This is a genomic window from Salipiger sp. PrR002, assembly GCF_010500775.1.
Lineage (GTDB): Bacteria > Pseudomonadota > Alphaproteobacteria > Rhodobacterales > Rhodobacteraceae > Salipiger.
The window spans coordinates 217,093-230,984 of record NZ_JAAGOU010000001.1; the positions used below are offsets into that span (position 1 = coordinate 217,093).

Annotated in this window: 19 protein-coding genes; all 19 read left to right on the forward strand. The window is 64.7% G+C overall.

Going from position 1 to position 13,892, the window contains the following annotated elements:
• Positions 1–300: 300 nt before the first annotated feature.
• The 19 genes from G0A00_RS01060 to nuoK all read left to right on the forward strand — a co-directional run bounded on the left by G0A00_RS01060 (position 301) and on the right by nuoK (position 13,890).
• Positions 301–666: an NADH-quinone oxidoreductase subunit A gene (locus tag G0A00_RS01060; RefSeq protein WP_066100865.1), complete on the forward strand. Its 366-nt coding sequence runs from the start codon at positions 301–303 to the stop codon at positions 664–666.
• Entirely contained in the window at positions 657–1,190 is a 534-nt protein-coding gene (locus G0A00_RS01065; RefSeq protein WP_066100862.1) for an NADH-quinone oxidoreductase subunit B family protein, read from the forward strand. Before G0A00_RS01060 ends, G0A00_RS01065 begins: the two co-directional genes overlap by 10 nt.
• A 19-nt stretch (positions 1,191–1,209) precedes the next feature.
• Positions 1,210–1,821 carry an NADH-quinone oxidoreductase subunit C gene (locus G0A00_RS01070; RefSeq protein WP_164179055.1) on the forward strand — a complete coding sequence of 204 codons (612 nt, stop codon included), beginning with the start codon at positions 1,210–1,212 and terminating at the stop codon, positions 1,819–1,821.
• Complete coding sequence (locus G0A00_RS01075) at positions 1,821–3,041, forward strand: NADH-quinone oxidoreductase subunit D (RefSeq protein ID WP_066100855.1); 1,221 nt, start codon at positions 1,821–1,823, stop codon at positions 3,039–3,041. Before G0A00_RS01070 ends, G0A00_RS01075 begins: the two co-directional genes overlap by 1 nt.
• The gene (locus G0A00_RS01080; protein ID WP_164179056.1) at positions 3,038–3,370 is read left to right on the forward strand and encodes a hypothetical protein; all 333 of its coding nucleotides are present in this window, start codon (positions 3,038–3,040) and stop codon (positions 3,368–3,370) included. The genes G0A00_RS01075 and G0A00_RS01080 overlap by 4 nt, the downstream gene beginning before the upstream one ends.
• 90 nt (positions 3,371–3,460) lie before the next feature.
• Positions 3,461–4,621: an NADH-quinone oxidoreductase subunit E gene (locus tag G0A00_RS01085; RefSeq protein ID WP_164179057.1), complete on the forward strand. Its 1,161-nt coding sequence runs from the start codon at positions 3,461–3,463 to the stop codon at positions 4,619–4,621.
• Between the two features lie 28 nt (positions 4,622–4,649).
• Complete coding sequence (locus G0A00_RS01090; RefSeq protein ID WP_164179058.1) at positions 4,650–5,369, forward strand: endonuclease; 720 nt, start codon at positions 4,650–4,652, stop codon at positions 5,367–5,369.
• A gap of 67 nt (positions 5,370–5,436) precedes the next feature.
• Positions 5,437–5,667, forward strand: coding sequence for a DUF5337 domain-containing protein (locus G0A00_RS01095; RefSeq protein ID WP_164179059.1), 231 nt, complete (start codon positions 5,437–5,439; stop codon positions 5,665–5,667).
• A 3-nt stretch (positions 5,668–5,670) separates the two neighbouring features.
• A complete protein-coding gene (gene nuoF, locus G0A00_RS01100; protein ID WP_164179060.1) occupies positions 5,671–6,966 on the forward strand; it encodes an NADH-quinone oxidoreductase subunit NuoF in 1,296 nt (431 codons plus the stop codon).
• 4 nt (positions 6,967–6,970) lie between these two features.
• Positions 6,971–7,402 (forward strand): DUF5333 family protein, encoded by a 432-nt coding sequence (locus tag G0A00_RS01105; protein ID WP_235952891.1) that lies wholly within the window; start codon positions 6,971–6,973, stop codon positions 7,400–7,402.
• Between the two features lie 7 nt (positions 7,403–7,409).
• Positions 7,410–7,766 (forward strand): hypothetical protein, encoded by a 357-nt coding sequence (locus tag G0A00_RS01110; protein ID WP_164179061.1) that lies wholly within the window; start codon positions 7,410–7,412, stop codon positions 7,764–7,766.
• Between the two features lie 128 nt (positions 7,767–7,894).
• Positions 7,895–8,308 carry a DUF5333 domain-containing protein gene (locus G0A00_RS01115; RefSeq protein ID WP_164179062.1) on the forward strand — a complete coding sequence of 138 codons (414 nt, stop codon included), beginning with the start codon at positions 7,895–7,897 and terminating at the stop codon, positions 8,306–8,308.
• 85 nt (positions 8,309–8,393) lie between these two features.
• A complete protein-coding gene (gene nuoG / locus G0A00_RS01120; RefSeq protein WP_164179063.1) occupies positions 8,394–10,382 on the forward strand; it encodes an NADH-quinone oxidoreductase subunit NuoG in 1,989 nt (662 codons plus the stop codon).
• 3 nt (positions 10,383–10,385) lie between these two features.
• Positions 10,386–10,778, forward strand: coding sequence for a hypothetical protein (locus G0A00_RS01125; RefSeq protein ID WP_164179064.1), 393 nt, complete (start codon positions 10,386–10,388; stop codon positions 10,776–10,778).
• Between the two features lie 10 nt (positions 10,779–10,788).
• Positions 10,789–11,826, forward strand: coding sequence for an NADH-quinone oxidoreductase subunit NuoH (nuoH, locus tag G0A00_RS01130; protein WP_164179065.1), 1,038 nt, complete (start codon positions 10,789–10,791; stop codon positions 11,824–11,826).
• Between the two features lie 6 nt (positions 11,827–11,832).
• Positions 11,833–12,327 (forward strand): NADH-quinone oxidoreductase subunit NuoI, encoded by a 495-nt coding sequence (nuoI, locus tag G0A00_RS01135; protein WP_066100823.1) that lies wholly within the window; start codon positions 11,833–11,835, stop codon positions 12,325–12,327.
• 122 nt (positions 12,328–12,449) lie between these two features.
• Positions 12,450–12,857: a carboxymuconolactone decarboxylase family protein gene (locus tag G0A00_RS01140; protein ID WP_066100820.1), complete on the forward strand. Its 408-nt coding sequence runs from the start codon at positions 12,450–12,452 to the stop codon at positions 12,855–12,857.
• On the forward strand, positions 12,854–13,462 hold the full coding sequence (locus tag G0A00_RS01145) for an NADH-quinone oxidoreductase subunit J (RefSeq protein WP_066100817.1): 609 nt from the start codon (positions 12,854–12,856) through the stop codon (positions 13,460–13,462). Before G0A00_RS01140 ends, G0A00_RS01145 begins: the two co-directional genes overlap by 4 nt.
• A 122-nt stretch (positions 13,463–13,584) precedes the next feature.
• Positions 13,585–13,890: an NADH-quinone oxidoreductase subunit NuoK gene (gene nuoK / locus G0A00_RS01150; protein WP_066100814.1), complete on the forward strand. Its 306-nt coding sequence runs from the start codon at positions 13,585–13,587 to the stop codon at positions 13,888–13,890.
• The last annotated feature ends 2 nt before the right edge of the window (positions 13,891–13,892 follow it).

Here is a 13,892-nt window from a genome sequence, read left to right on the forward strand (position 1 = left end):
CCGCAAAATTTGGCTGCCTCTCGACATGGTGCTCGTGGCGCTTTCTTTGGCAGTCCTGAGTGCCTGAGTCTGCGGCTCCGCGCAGAATGTATGCAACGGTCGACGGAAAAAATGTCGAAACATCAGTGATTACCCCGCGTAACAAGGGGTATCTCCATGAAATGACGAGATTTTCATCATTCGTGAATATCTTGGGCCGTTGTTGACCCGGGCCTCACTCGGCGATAAGTCACTCACAGCAAGGCAACAAAGCCATGGTCTCCGCGCCGCTTGCGGTGCGCCTCGCAAAGGAGCCACATCGTGGACGAGATGCTGCGGGAATATCTTCCCATCCTCGTGTTCCTCGCCGTCGCCGTCGGCCTCGGTCTCGTGCTCATCCTGGCGGCCGTCGTGCTGGCGGTGCGCAGTCCCGACCCCGAAAAAGTTTCGGCATATGAATGCGGATTCAACGCATTCGACGATGCCCGGATGAAATTCGACGTCCGGTTCTATCTGGTGTCGATCCTGTTCATCATCTTCGATCTCGAGATCGCCTTCCTCTTCCCCTGGGCCACCGCGTTCAAGGATGTGAGCATGGTGGGCTTCTGGTCGATGATGGTGTTCCTTGCGGTGCTGACCGCGGGCTTTGCCTACGAATGGAAGAAAGGGGCGCTCGAATGGGAGTGACGACCGGCCTCAATACCGCCGGGGGAGATCGCGAGGTTGCCACGCAGGCGCTGAACCGCGAGTTGCAGGACAAAGGCTTTCTGCTGACCTCCGTCGATGACGTGATCAACTGGGCCCGCACCGGCTCGCTGCACTGGATGACCTTTGGTCTGGCCTGCTGCGCGGTCGAGATGATGCAGACCTCGATGCCGCGCTATGACCTCGAGCGGTTCGGCACCGCGCCGCGCGCCTCGCCGCGCCAGTCGGACCTGATGATCGTTGCGGGCACGCTGACCAACAAGATGGCTCCGGCGCTGCGCAAGGTCTACGACCAGATGCCCGAGCCGCGCTATGTGATCTCGATGGGGTCCTGCGCCAACGGCGGCGGCTATTATCACTACAGCTATTCCGTGGTGCGCGGCTGCGACCGGGTCGTGCCCGTCGACGTCTATGTGCCCGGCTGCCCGCCGACGGCAGAGGCGCTGCTCTACGGGCTGATGGCGCTGCAGAAGAAAATCCGCCGCACCGGCACAATCGTGCGCTGAGCCTTCGCGGGAGGGGATCATGACCAAAGCACTGAACGAACTTGGCGCCCACATCGAGGTGAAACGCCCCGATTGCGTGGTGGCCTGGGACGTCACCCACGACGAGCTCAACATCGACGTCGCGCCTGCCAACATCGGCGGGCTGGTGGAGTTTCTCCGCAGCGATCCGAGCTGCCGCTTCTCGTCGCTGGTGGATATCACCGCGGTGGACTACCCGGACCGGCCCAAGCGGTTCGACGTGGTCTATCACCTGCTGTCGATGTACCAGAACCACCGCATCCGCCTGCGCGTCTCGGTGCGCGAGGATGAGATCGTGCCCTCGATCACCTCGGTGCACCCCTCGGCCAACTGGCTGGAGCGCGAAGTCTTTGACATGTTCGGCATCCTGTTCTCGGGGCACCCGGACCTGCGCCGCATCCTCACCGACTATGGCTTCCGCGGCCATCCGCTGCGCAAGGACTTCCCGACCACGGGCTATGTCGAGGTGCGCTACGACGAAGAGCTGAAGCGCGTGGTCTATGAGCCGGTGAAACTGGTGCAGGAATACCGCCAGTTCGATTTCATGTCGCCGTGGGAAGGTGCGCAATACGTGCTGCCCGGCGATGAAAAGGCCGAGGAGGAGGCGAAGTGATGGACGGCTCCAAAGGTTTCGAAGACGCCCTGACGGGCGAGCAGAAGATCCGCAACTTCAACATCAACTTCGGTCCGCAGCACCCGGCGGCGCACGGCGTGCTGCGCCTCGTGCTCGAGCTTGACGGCGAGATCGTCGAGCGCTGCGATCCGCACATCGGCCTGCTGCACCGCGGCACCGAAAAGCTGATGGAAAGCCGCACCTACCTGCAGAACCTGCCGTATTTCGACCGGCTCGACTACGTTGGCACGATGAACCAGGAACACGCCTGGGTGCTGGCGATCGAAAAGCTCTGCAACGTCGAGGTGCCGCGCCGTGCGCAGCTGATCCGCGTGCTCTACTGCGAGATCGGGCGCATCCTGAACCACCTGCTGAACGTGACGACGCAGGCCATGGACGTGGGCGCGCTGACGCCGCCGCTCTGGGGCTTCGAGGAGCGCGAGAAGCTGATGATCTTCTACGAGCGGGCCTGTGGCGCGCGTCTGCACGCGGCCTACTTCCGGCCCGGCGGCGTTCACCAGGATCTGCCGCCCGAACTGATCGACGACATCGCCACCTGGTGCGAAGAGTTCCCCGCGCGCCTGCAGGACATCGACGATCTGCTGACCGAGAACCGCATCTTCAAGCAGCGCAACGCCGACATCGGCGTGGTGACCGAGCAAGACATCCAAGAGCATGGGTTCTCGGGTGTCATGGTGCGCGGGTCGGGCCTTGCATGGGACCTGCGCCGCGCGCAGCCCTATGAGTGCTACGACGAGTTCGAGTTCCAGATCCCCGTCGGCAAGAACGGCGATTGCTATGACCGCTACCTCGTCCGCATGGCCGAGATGCGCGAGAGCGTGAAGATCATGGTTCAGGCCTGCGAAAAGCTGAAGCTGCCCGAGAACCAGGGCGACGTTTTGGCGCGCGGCAAGATCACCCCGCCGAAGCGGTCCGAGATGAAAACCTCGATGGAGGCGCTCATCCACCACTTCAAACTCTACACCGAAGGGTTCCACGTGCCCGCGGGCGAGGTTTACGCCTGCGTCGAAGCGCCCAAGGGCGAGTTCGGTGTCTACCTCGTGGCCGATGGCAGCAACAAACCCTACCGCGCCAAGCTGCGCGCGCCGGGCTTCCTGCACCTGCAGGCCATGGACTACATTTGCAAAGGCCACCAACTGGCCGACGTCGCGGCGATCCTCGGCTCGCTCGACATCGTTTTCGGAGAAGTTGACCGATGATCCGCATCACCGCTGCGCTGTTCGCGCTCGCTCTGCTCACCGCCTGCACCATGCCGCCGAAGGGCGTGGACGACCTGCAACTCGCCGCGTGGGACGAGGCCGTGGCCTCGATCGGCTGCGAGCTTTCGACCGAGAGCGACTATCTGCCCGTCGAACTGCAGACCGGCCTGAGCCGTGCGCAGGTGCAAGAGATCGCGTCCTATAAGGTGAAAACCGGCGTGGCCGAGCCCAATGCCACCGGCGGCGTGCGTCTGATCACCGGTACCTGCACCCCGGCCGCACCGGCCCCCGAGGCTGATGTTATGGCCGAGGCTCCGGCAGCGGGCTGAGAGAGTAAAGAGCGGCGGGGCAGGTGCCCCGTCCTAACGCCGCGGCGGCCTCGCCCCCGGCCAATGATATGAACCGAAGGTCCGTTTGCCATGTTGCGCCGTCTTCATCACGAACAGCCCGAGAGCTTCGCTTTCACGCCCGCCAACCTTGAGTGGGCCGAGGCGCAGATCAGCAAGTATCCCGAGGGCCGTCAGGCCAGCGCCATCATCCCGCTGCTGTGGCGCGCACAGGAGCAGGAGGGCTGGCTGAGCCGTCCGGCGATTGAGCATGTCGCCGACATGCTGGGCATGGCCTATATCCGCGCGCTCGAAGTGGCGACCTTTTACTTCATGTTCCAGCTGCAGCCGGTGGGCTCGGTGGCGCATGTGCAGATCTGCGGCACCACGTCGTGCATGATCTGCGGCGCGGGCGAACTGATGGAGGTCTGCAAGGCCAAGATCGCCGCTAAGCCGCATGAGGTCTCGGCGGATGGCAAGTTCTCGTGGGAAGAGGTGGAATGCCTCGGTGCCTGCTCGAACGCCCCGATGGCGCAGATCGGCAAGGATTACTACGAGGATCTGACCGGCGAGAAACTGGCCGAGATCCTTGATGCAATGGCCGCCGGCGAGGTGCCGGTGCCCGGCCCGCAGAACGGCCGTTTCGGCTCGGAGCCGCTGGGCGGTCCGGTGGTGCTGACCGAAGGCAAGGAAGAGGCGCAGAACGCTTCGGTCGCGCTGGCAACCTCGATTGGCGACACGGTGAAACGCATCGACGGCACCGAGGTGCCGCTGCGCGCGCCGTGGCGTGACCGCTCGGACGAGAAGGGCGACGCAAAGCCCGAGACCCATGCGCCCAAGCTCTCGGAGGGCGAGCCCGCAGATGCCACCGGCATCGACAAGCGCGAGGCTCCGGTCACTCCGGCGGGCGAGGTCAAATCCGATCCCGAACCCGCCGAGCCGAAGCCGCTGGACGAAGGCCGCAAGCCCGAGACGCTCTCGGCGCCGCTGGACGGCGGGGCCGACGATCTTAAGATGATCAAGGGCGTTGGGCCGAAGCTCGAAGAGCTGCTGCACCGCCTTGGGTTTTTCCACTTCGGCCAGATCGCCTCGTGGACCGAGGAAGAGCTTGCTTGGGTCGATGCCAACCTCGAAGGCTTCAAGGGCCGGGCGTCGCGTGACGAGTGGGTTGCTCAGGCCAAGACACTGGCCGAAGGTGGCGAGACGGATTTCTCGACCCGTGTGAAGAAGGGCGAGGTCTACGACGACGAATAAGCAGGATGAGTTAGACAGGGAGTGAGAGATGACAGACGTGACGATGCAGGACGGATGCGCCCGCAAATGCTGGATAACGGCAGCCGTTTTTGGGCTCATCGTTGCGCTGTTCGCGCTTGGCGGCGGGAAAGGGTTCTTTGCAGCCATCGTGCTCGCGCTGATCACCGCCGGTCTGCTCGGCTCTCTGTTCACCTGGCTCTCCTGCGCGGCGGTGCCGCAGCTTAGCGAGCGCTCGCCGATGTCCTCGCTTGCCCCGGCGGTCGAGGGCGAGGTGCCGACGATGCCGGACACGGTGACCGCAGAGCCGGCCACGCTGATGACGTCGCAAGAAGTGCCGCCCGCGGCAGAGGTGCCGGAGCCGGCACCTGCGGCGGCCCCCGCACCGGAGCCTACTCCGGCGCCGAAACAAGAGACACCGGCGAAGCCGGAGACGGTCGCCCCCGCGGCGACTGAGGAGGAGGAAGCCCAACCCGAGGCGCTGGCGTCGCCGCGCGGAGGGGAGGCGGACAACCTCAAGGAAATCAAGGGCGTGGGCCCCAAGCTTGAAACGCTTCTGCACGAGCTTGGGATCTACCATTTCGACCAGATCGCTGGCTGGAGCGCCAGTGAAGTGGCTTGGATGGATCAGAACCTGAAAGGGTTCCGCGGCCGGGTCTCGCGCGATGATTGGATCGGGCAGGCCAAGACACTTGCGGCGGGCGGCGAGACCGAGTTCTCGAAGCGCGTCGAAGAGGGCGACGTCTACTGACGTGCCCAGAGGATGAGCGCCGCCGGACAGATCCGGCGGTGCGAACGGGAAGAGGACCGGACCGAAGATGAGCGACGAGGCACAGCACAGCCGGCAGGGGCGCATTATCGCGCTGGTCATCGCCGGAACCGGGCTGGCTTGGATCGCCGCAACGGTGGCGGGCGAGATGCTGGGCTGGACCCAGCGCATGAGGGCCTTCTTTGACCTTGCCGCTCTGGCCGGGTTCGGGACGGCGATCTGGATGATTTACGGGCTCTGGCGGTCGCGTCAGAAAGGCCGCCAGGAAGACAAGGACTGAGAGATGCTGAAGGACGAAGATCGGATCTTTACCAATCTCTACGGCATGCAGGATCGCTCCCTCGCCGGAGCGAAGAAGCGTGGCCACTGGGACGGCACGGCTGGCATCATCGCCAAGGGTCGCGACTGGATCATCGACGAGATGAAGGCCTCGGGCCTGCGCGGGCGCGGCGGGGCGGGCTTCCCGACCGGCCTCAAGTGGTCCTTCATGCCCAAGGAAAGCGACGGTCGCCCGTCCTATCTGGTGATCAACGCCGACGAATCCGAGCCCGCGACCTGCAAGGACCGCGAGATCATGCGCCACGATCCGCACACGCTGATCGAGGGTGCGCTGATCGCGTCGTTCGCGATGAACGCCCATGCGAGCTACATCTACATCCGTGGCGAATACATCCGCGAGCGCGAGGCGCTGCAGGCGGCGATCGACGAATGCTATGACGCGGGCCTGCTGGGCAAGAACGCCGCTGGCTCGGGCTGGGACTTCGATCTCTACCTGCACCACGGCGCGGGCGCTTACATCTGCGGCGAGGAAACTGCGCTGCTGGAAAGCCTCGAGGGCAAGAAGGGCATGCCGCGCATGAAGCCGCCGTTCCCGGCGGGCGCGGGCCTCTACGGCTGCCCGACCACGGTGAACAACGTCGAATCCATCGCCGTCTGCCCGACCATCCTGCGCCGCGGCGCGACGTGGTTCTCCTCGTTCGGACGGCAGAACAACGCGGGCACCAAGCTCTTTGCCATCACCGGCCATGTGAACACGCCTTCGGTCTTCGAAGAGCAGATGTCGCTGCCGGTGCGCGAGCTGATCGAAAAGCATGGCGGCGGCATCCGCGGCGGCTGGGACAATCTCAAGGCGATCATCCCCGGCGGCGCGTCCTGTCCGATCCTGCCCAAGGACAAGCTCGAAGACGCCATCATGGATTTCGACTGGATGCGTCAGAACCAGTCGTCCTTCGGCACCGGCTGTATGATCGTCATGGATCAGAGCACCGACGTGGTGAAGGCGGTCTGGCGCCTGTCGAAGTTCTTCAAGCATGAAAGCTGCGGCCAGTGCACACCGTGCCGCGAAGGCACCGGCTGGATGATGCGCGTGATGGACCGTCTGGTGACCGGCGATGCGGAGGTCGAAGAGATCGACATGCTGCTCAACGTGACCAAACAGGTCGAAGGCCATACCATCTGCGCGCTCGGCGACGCGGCGGCATGGCCGATCCAAGGCCTGATCCGGCACTTCCGCGAAGAGATCGAAGACCGCATCAAGGCCAAGAAGACCGGGCGCATGGGCGCCATGGCGGCGGAGTGATCTGATGCGTGTGACTTATATGAACGGTGCTTTTGGTTTGATCGTCGCGCTGACGCTGGCGGCCTGTGCGGGCACGCCCTCGACCGGCGGCTTTGGTGGCGGCTCGGTGGCGAGCCGTTGGGAGAACCGGGTTGTGACCATCTCGATGGCCGAGCGCATCGCCGATGCCTGCCACGATGAGGGCATCTATCTGGCCGCCTCGCGCTACGGCGGGGCTGTGCACCGCGCCACCGAAGAGATGGCCGCCGAGGGCACCGATCGTGCGGCGCTGGAAGCGGCTTATCAAAATCAGGATTTTGGTGCGCTCTCGACGAAGATCGACAGCGAGATCGCCCGGCGCGGCGGCAATGAGGCGCAGCCCGCGTCGCTCTGCGCGCTCGGCGAGAAGGAAATCGCGGCGGGGTCCGATCTGGGCCTGACGCTGCAGAAGGGATGAACGAGTGATGGCACTGGCAAACCAATTGGCTGGTCGCAAACTGCGCGCGGGCGCCGCTCTAGCGCTGATCGCGGCGCTGGCGGCCTGCGGCACCAGCAAGGATGACCCGGAGTTCGGCGGCCTGAAGTTCCGCGCCGACGCCAAGGCGTCCAAGCAGGACCGCGCGGCCTTTGCCGCCACGGTCAAGAACGCCGCCCGCGCGCCGCAACTGGCGGTGGACGCGGCGGTCTATGAAGGCACCAAATACTGCATCAACTATCTCGGCACCTCCGACATCGCCTGGGCGGTGGACCCGGCGGCGCTGCGCGCGCAGCCGCGGCTTGCGGGAAGTGACCTCATGCTGAGCGGACGCTGCGTGGAATGAGAGAGAGCGCGCTCATATCTGGCGGATTTCCGGGCGGTTATTGCATAGCCGCACCTCGGGTCCCCACATTCCGTGACGAGGGAGTCCGCCCGTCGGCTGGCTCCACCCTTCGTCAATGGAGAGAAGATATGCGCAAGTTCAAAGCCGCTGCCGCCGCGATGCTGATCGGCCTCGGGGCGCTTCCCGCTGCGGCCCAGACCAAGCCCCCGCTGGGCGAGGTGCGCGAGATTCACGACGGTCTGCTGGCGGTGGGTCTGGCGGATGAGATCCGCAAGCGCTGCGACAATATCGGCGCGCGGATGATCACCGCGATGACCACGCTCAACGCGCTGAAGAACCGGGCCCGCGCGCTTGGCTACAGCGACGAAGAGATCGAGGATTACGTGACCTCGAAGGCCGAGAAGAAGCAAATGCGCGCCGATGGCGAGGCCTATATGGCGGCCCGCGGCGTATCGCCCAAGGATACGGCCGGTCTGTGCCGCGTCGGGCTCGACGAAATTGCCAGGGGCAGCGCCATCGGGCGCCTCCTGAGGGAGAAATGATGCGACACGCGACGTGCATATCCCCCAGCGCCCTGCCGCAGGCGGCGGGAGCGTCGCGTGTGTCACCAGTCATGGGAAGATGCCAATGACCAACCTTCGTAAGATCATCATCGACGGCAAAGAGCTTGAGGTGGATGGGGCGATGACCCTGATCCAGGCCTGTGAAGAGGCCGGCATCGAAGTGCCGCGCTTTTGCTATCACGAGCGCCTGTCCATCGCGGGCAACTGCCGCATGTGCCTTGTCGAAGTGGTCGGCGGCCCGCCCAAACCCGCGGCCTCCTGCGCCATGCAGGTGCGCGACCTGCGGCCCGGCCCCGAGGGCCAGCCGCCGGTCGTGAAAACCAACTCGCCGATGGTCAAAAAGGCCCGCGAGGGGGTGATGGAGTTCCTGCTCATCAACCACCCGCTCGACTGCCCGATCTGCGATCAGGGCGGCGAGTGTGACCTGCAGGATCAGGCGATGGCCTATGGCGTCGACTTCTCGCGCTTCCGCGAGGCCAAGCGCGCGGTCGACGATCTCGACCTCGGTCCGCTGGTCGAGACCCATATGACCCGCTGCATTTCCTGCACCCGCTGCGTGCGCTTCACCACCGAGGTGGCGGGGCTGACGCAGATGGGCCAGACCGGGCGCGGCGAAGATGCCGAGATCACCTCGTATCTGAACCAGACGCTGGACAGTAACCTGCAGGGCAACATCATCGACCTCTGCCCGGTGGGCGCGCTGGTGTCGAAACCCTATGCCTTCACCGCTCGTCCGTGGGAGCTGACCAAGACCGAGAGCATCGACGTGATGGATGCGCTCGGCTCGAACATCCGGGTCGACACCAAGGGCCGCGAAGTGATGCGCTTCCTGCCGCGCAATCATGATGGCGTGAACGAGGAATGGCTGTCGGACAAGAGCCGCTTCGTCTGGGACGGTCTGCGCCGCCAGCGGCTCGACCGCCCCTATATCCGCAAGGACGGCAAGCTGAAGCCCGCCACCTGGCCCGAAGCGCTGGCCGCGGCGAGCGCGGCGCTGAAGGGCGCCAAGAAGGTGGCTGGTCTGGTGGGCGATCTCGCCCCGGTTGAGGCGGCCTTCTCGCTCAAGCAACTGGTCGAAGGGCTGGGCGGTTCGGTCGAATGCCGGACCGACGGCGCGCGGCTGCCGGTGGGCAACCGTTCGGCCTATGTGGGCAATGTGGCGGTCGAGGATATCGACACCGCGAAAGAGATCGTGCTCATCGGCACCAACCCGCGCGACGAGGCGCCGGTGCTCAACGCGCGCATCCGCAAGGCATGGATCGCCGGGGCCGAGGTCAAGGTGATCGGCGAGGCTGCCGATCTGACCTATGACGCGACGCATCTCGGCGCAGACCGCAAGGCGCTGGCTGACGCGAAGGTCTCGGAAGACGCCATCGTGATCGTCGGGCAGGGCGCGCTGCGCGAGGCCGACGGTCTGGCGGTTCTGGCTGCGGCGCAGGCGCTCACCGGCAAGCTGCTGGTGCTCCACACCGCCGCCTCGCGCGTCGGTGCGCTGGACGTGGGCGCGGTGACCGAAGGCGGGCTCGAGGCCGCCACCAAGGATGCCGACGTGATCTACAACCTCGGCGCCGACGAGATCGAGATCGAGCCGGGTGCCTTCGTAATTTATCAAGGCAGCCACGGTGACCGGGGCGCACACCGCGCCGACGTGATCCTGCCGGGCGCCGCCTACACCGAGGAAAACGGCCTTTTCGTCAACACCGAAGGCCGCCCGCAGCTGGCCTTCCGCGCCGGGTTCGCACCGGGCGAGGCGAAGGAAAACTGGGCGATCCTGCGTGCCCTGTCCGCCGAGCTTGGCGCCAAGCAGCCGTGGGACAGCCTTGCGCAGCTGCGTCAGGCGCTGGTCGCCGAGGTGCCGCATCTGGCGCAGATCGACACGGTGCCCGAGAACGCGTGGGTGCCGCTGGAGACGGACAAGCTGGGCGACGCGTCGTTCCGCAACGCGGTGAAGGATTTCTGGCTGACCAACCCGATCGCCCGCGCCTCTGTGCTGATGGCCGAGCTTTCGGCAAACGCAAAGGCCCGGCGCGACGCGCCGATGGCAGCCGAGTGATCCATGTCGCTGCGGATATCCCTTTCCCTTGCGGCGCTGGCCGCGCTGAGCGCCTGCGCGGAACCCGCGCCGGAGACAGCGCCTTTTGCGCCGCGCTACGAGGGGGTGGAGACGCGGCTGCTGGATGGCGATCTGGTGAATTTCTTCGTGGCGATGCGCGGCGCGCGCGGCTCGGAGGATGTAGAGAACTACGCAGATTGCGCCGCGGCGCAATATGCGCTGATCCGTGGCTACGGGTTCGCGCGTCATCTGCGGACGAATGTGTCGGAAGAGGGTGGCCTCTGGCGCGGAGATGCGGTTTACACCATCTCTGCGGCGCTGCCTCGCGGGCTCAAGACGATCGACGCGGAAGTCGTCGCGTCAGCCTGCGCCGAGAACGGAATACCGATGGTGTGAGGGACACTTGATGGCAGACTTCTTCGCAACGCCCTTCGGCATCTTCATCCTAGTGCTCGCGCAAACCCTTGCGGTCGTGGCCTTCGTGATGATCTCGCTGTTGTTCCTGGTCTATGGCGACCGCAAGATCTGGGCCGCCGTGCAGATGCGGCGCGGCCCCAACGTCGTGGGGGTGTTCGGCATTCTCCAGTCGGTGGCGGACGCGCTTAAATACATCCTCAAGGAAGTGGTGATCCCGGCGGGCTCTGACAAGGCCGTCTTCCTGCTGGCGCCGATCATTTCTTTCGTGATGGCGATGATCGCCTGGGCGGCGATCCCGTTCAACGACGGCTGGGTGCTCGCCGATATCAACGTGGCGATCCTCTACGTGATGGCGATCAGCTCGCTCGAGGTCTACGGCGTGATCATGGGGGGCTGGGCGTCCAACTCGAAATACCCGTTCCTCGGCTCGCTGCGCTCGGCGGCACAGATGATCTCTTACGAGGTGTCGATCGGCCTGATCATCATCGGCGTGATCATCTCGACCGGCTCGATGAGCTTTGGCGACATCGTGCGGGCGCAGGATGGCAGCTTTGGCCTGTTCAACTGGTACTGGCTGCCGCATTTCCCGATGGTATTCCTGTTCTTCATCTCGGCGCTGGCCGAGACCAACCGCCCGCCGTTCGACCTTCCCGAAGCGGAGTCGGAACTGGTGGCCGGTTATCAGGTGGAATATTCCTCGACGCCCTTCCTGCTGTTCATGGCAGGTGAATATATCGCGATCTTCCTGATGTGCGCGCTGACCTCGCTGCTGTTCTTCGGCGGCTGGCTGTCGCCGATCCCCGGCCTGCCCGACGGCGTGCTGTGGATGGTCGCGAAGATGGCGTTCTTCTTCTTCATCTTCGCGATGGTGAAGGCGATCACCCCGCGCTACCGCTACGACCAGCTGATGCGCCTTGGCTGGAAGGTCTTCCTTCCGTTCAGCCTGTTCTGGGTGGTCTTCGTGTCCTTCGCGGCGAAATTCGGATGGTTCTGGGGCATCTTCGCCCGCTGGACCACGGGAGGTTAAGCAACCATGGCATCGATCGATTACGGCCGGGCAGCGAAATATTTCCTGCTGGCAGACTTCATCAAAGGCTTCCAACTGGGGCTGAAGTACTTCTTCGCGCCCAAGCCCACGCTGAACTACCCGCATGAGAAGGGCTATCTGTCGCCGCGCTTCCGCGGCGAGCACGCGCTGCGCCGCTATCCCAACGGCGAAGAGCGCTGCATCGCCTGCAAACTCTGCGAGGCGATCTGCCCGGCGCAGGCCATCACCATCGACGCCGAGCCGCGGGACGACGGCAGCCGCCGCACCACGCGCTACGACATCGACATGACGAAATGCATCTACTGCGGCTTCTGCCAAGAGGCCTGCCCGGTGGACGCGATCGTCGAGGGGCCGAACTTCGAGTTCTCGACCGAGACCCGCGAGGAGCTGTTCTACGACAAGGACAAGCTGCTGGCGAACGGCGAGCGCTGGGAAGCCGAGATCGCCCGCAACCTCGAGCTTGACGCTCCGTATCGCTGACGCCGCAGGGGAGGAGAGCAGATGACCGCCAGTTTTGACCAAGCTCGGACCGAGGCCCGCCGCACCCGCGCGCGGGGCAGCGCGCGGCTTGGCCATGCCGGAGGCCATTCAGGAGATCAGGCATGAGCGATCCCAAAACCCCTTTCGAGCTGATGATGACGCAGGCGCAGGAGATGGCGAAAGCCTTCAACCCCGCGCTCGAGAGCTTCGCGCCCAAGGAATACGAAAAGCTCTGGCCGACCATGCCCAAGGACATCATGGAGTTCTGGTTCGGCAAGGGCATGTCCAAGGATGGGCTCGACGCCAAGACCCGGCTGCTGCTGACGCTGGCCGGGCTGACCATGCAGGGCGCGCAGGCCGACACGCCGGTGCGCATGACCGTGCGCCACCTGATCGAGGCCGGCGCCACCAAAGACGAGATCGCCGAGACCATCGCCCATATGTCGATGTTCGCTGGCATACCCGCCATGACCCGCGCCATGGAGCTTGCGCGCGAGGTGATGGAAGACAACGAGGATAACGCAAAATGATGGTGTTCGCCTTCTACCTCTTTTCGCTCTGCGTGATCGTGGGCGGGCTGCTCACGGTGATCGCCCGGAACCCGGTGCACTCGGTGCTCTGGCTGATCCTCTCCTTCCTCAGCGCGGCGGGGCTCTTCGTGTTGCTGGGCGCCGAGTTCGTGGCGATGCTGCTGATCATCGTCTACGTCGGCGCGGTGGCGGTGCTGTTCCTCTTCGTGGTGATGATGCTGGACGTGGACTTTGCCGAACTGCGCGCGGGCATGGCGAAATACATGCCGCTGGCGCTGCTCATCGGGGTGGTCATCCTGATGCAGCTGGGCATGGCCTTCGGCGGCTGGGAAGCCTCGGAACTGGCGGCAAGCCAGCTTTCGGCACCGACGCCCGCGCCCGAGGAGATGCAGAACACCGTCGCACTCGGCGTGCTGCTCTATGACCGCTACTTCCTGCTGTTCCAGCTGGCGGGGCTGATCCTGCTGGTCGCCATGATCGGCGCGATCGTGCTGACGCTGCGCCACCGCACCGACGTCAAGCGTCAGAACGTGCTGGCGCAGATGTGGCGCGATCCGGCCAAGGCGCTGGAACTGAAAGACGTGAAGCCCGGGCAGGGGCTCTGAATTACACCCTGCAGCGCCCCCCGGGAGGGGCGGGCGCTGCGGGCAACGGGATATGACGCGGACCCACCCGACAAAGGGCCGCGAGGGACTTGAAGGATCGGGGCAATGACCCGGAGGGATGCATGATCGGACTTGAACATTACCTGACGGTGGCGGCCGTGCTGTTCGTCATCGGGATTTTCGGGATTTTCCTCAATCGGAAGAACGTGATCATCCTGCTGATGTCGATCGAGCTCATTCTGCTCTCGGTCAATATCAACTTTGTCGCCTTCTCGTCCTTTCTGGGCGATCTCGCGGGGCAGGTCTTCACGCTTTTCGTGCTGACCGTGGCGGCGGCCGAAGCGGCCATCGGCCTTGCGATCCTCGTCTGCTTCTTCCGCAACCGCGGCTCGATCGCCGTGGAAGACGTCAACGTGATGAAAGGCTGACC

Excerpts from the sequence above, each read along its gene's own strand:
- G0A00_RS01110 (WP_164179061.1), top strand. The coding sequence starts at position 7,410 with ATGGCACTGGCAAACCAATTGGCTGGTCGCAAACTGCGCGCGGGCGCC.
- nuoK (WP_066100814.1), top strand. The coding sequence starts at position 13,585 with ATGATCGGACTTGAACATTACCTGACGGTGGCGGCCGTGCTGTTCGTC.
- G0A00_RS01125 (WP_164179064.1), top strand. The coding sequence starts at position 10,386 with ATGTCGCTGCGGATATCCCTTTCCCTTGCGGCGCTGGCCGCGCTGAGC.
- G0A00_RS01075 (WP_066100855.1), top strand. The coding sequence starts at position 1,821 with ATGGACGGCTCCAAAGGTTTCGAAGACGCCCTGACGGGCGAGCAGAAG.
- G0A00_RS01080 (WP_164179056.1), top strand. The coding sequence starts at position 3,038 with ATGATCCGCATCACCGCTGCGCTGTTCGCGCTCGCTCTGCTCACCGCC.
- G0A00_RS01140 (WP_066100820.1), top strand. The coding sequence starts at position 12,450 with ATGAGCGATCCCAAAACCCCTTTCGAGCTGATGATGACGCAGGCGCAG.
- nuoI (WP_066100823.1), top strand. The coding sequence starts at position 11,833 with ATGGCATCGATCGATTACGGCCGGGCAGCGAAATATTTCCTGCTGGCA.
- G0A00_RS01065 (WP_066100862.1), top strand. The coding sequence starts at position 657 with ATGGGAGTGACGACCGGCCTCAATACCGCCGGGGGAGATCGCGAGGTT.
- nuoH (WP_164179065.1), top strand. The coding sequence starts at position 10,789 with ATGGCAGACTTCTTCGCAACGCCCTTCGGCATCTTCATCCTAGTGCTC.
- G0A00_RS01085 (WP_164179057.1), top strand. The coding sequence starts at position 3,461 with ATGTTGCGCCGTCTTCATCACGAACAGCCCGAGAGCTTCGCTTTCACG.
- nuoG (WP_164179063.1), top strand. The coding sequence starts at position 8,394 with ATGACCAACCTTCGTAAGATCATCATCGACGGCAAAGAGCTTGAGGTG.
- G0A00_RS01145 (WP_066100817.1), top strand. The coding sequence starts at position 12,854 with ATGATGGTGTTCGCCTTCTACCTCTTTTCGCTCTGCGTGATCGTGGGC.
- G0A00_RS01070 (WP_164179055.1), top strand. The coding sequence starts at position 1,210 with ATGACCAAAGCACTGAACGAACTTGGCGCCCACATCGAGGTGAAACGC.
- G0A00_RS01115 (WP_164179062.1), top strand. The coding sequence starts at position 7,895 with ATGCGCAAGTTCAAAGCCGCTGCCGCCGCGATGCTGATCGGCCTCGGG.
- G0A00_RS01090 (WP_164179058.1), top strand. The coding sequence starts at position 4,650 with ATGACAGACGTGACGATGCAGGACGGATGCGCCCGCAAATGCTGGATA.
- G0A00_RS01105 (WP_235952891.1), top strand. The coding sequence starts at position 6,971 with ATGCGTGTGACTTATATGAACGGTGCTTTTGGTTTGATCGTCGCGCTG.
- G0A00_RS01095 (WP_164179059.1), top strand. The coding sequence starts at position 5,437 with ATGAGCGACGAGGCACAGCACAGCCGGCAGGGGCGCATTATCGCGCTG.
- nuoF (WP_164179060.1), top strand. The coding sequence starts at position 5,671 with ATGCTGAAGGACGAAGATCGGATCTTTACCAATCTCTACGGCATGCAG.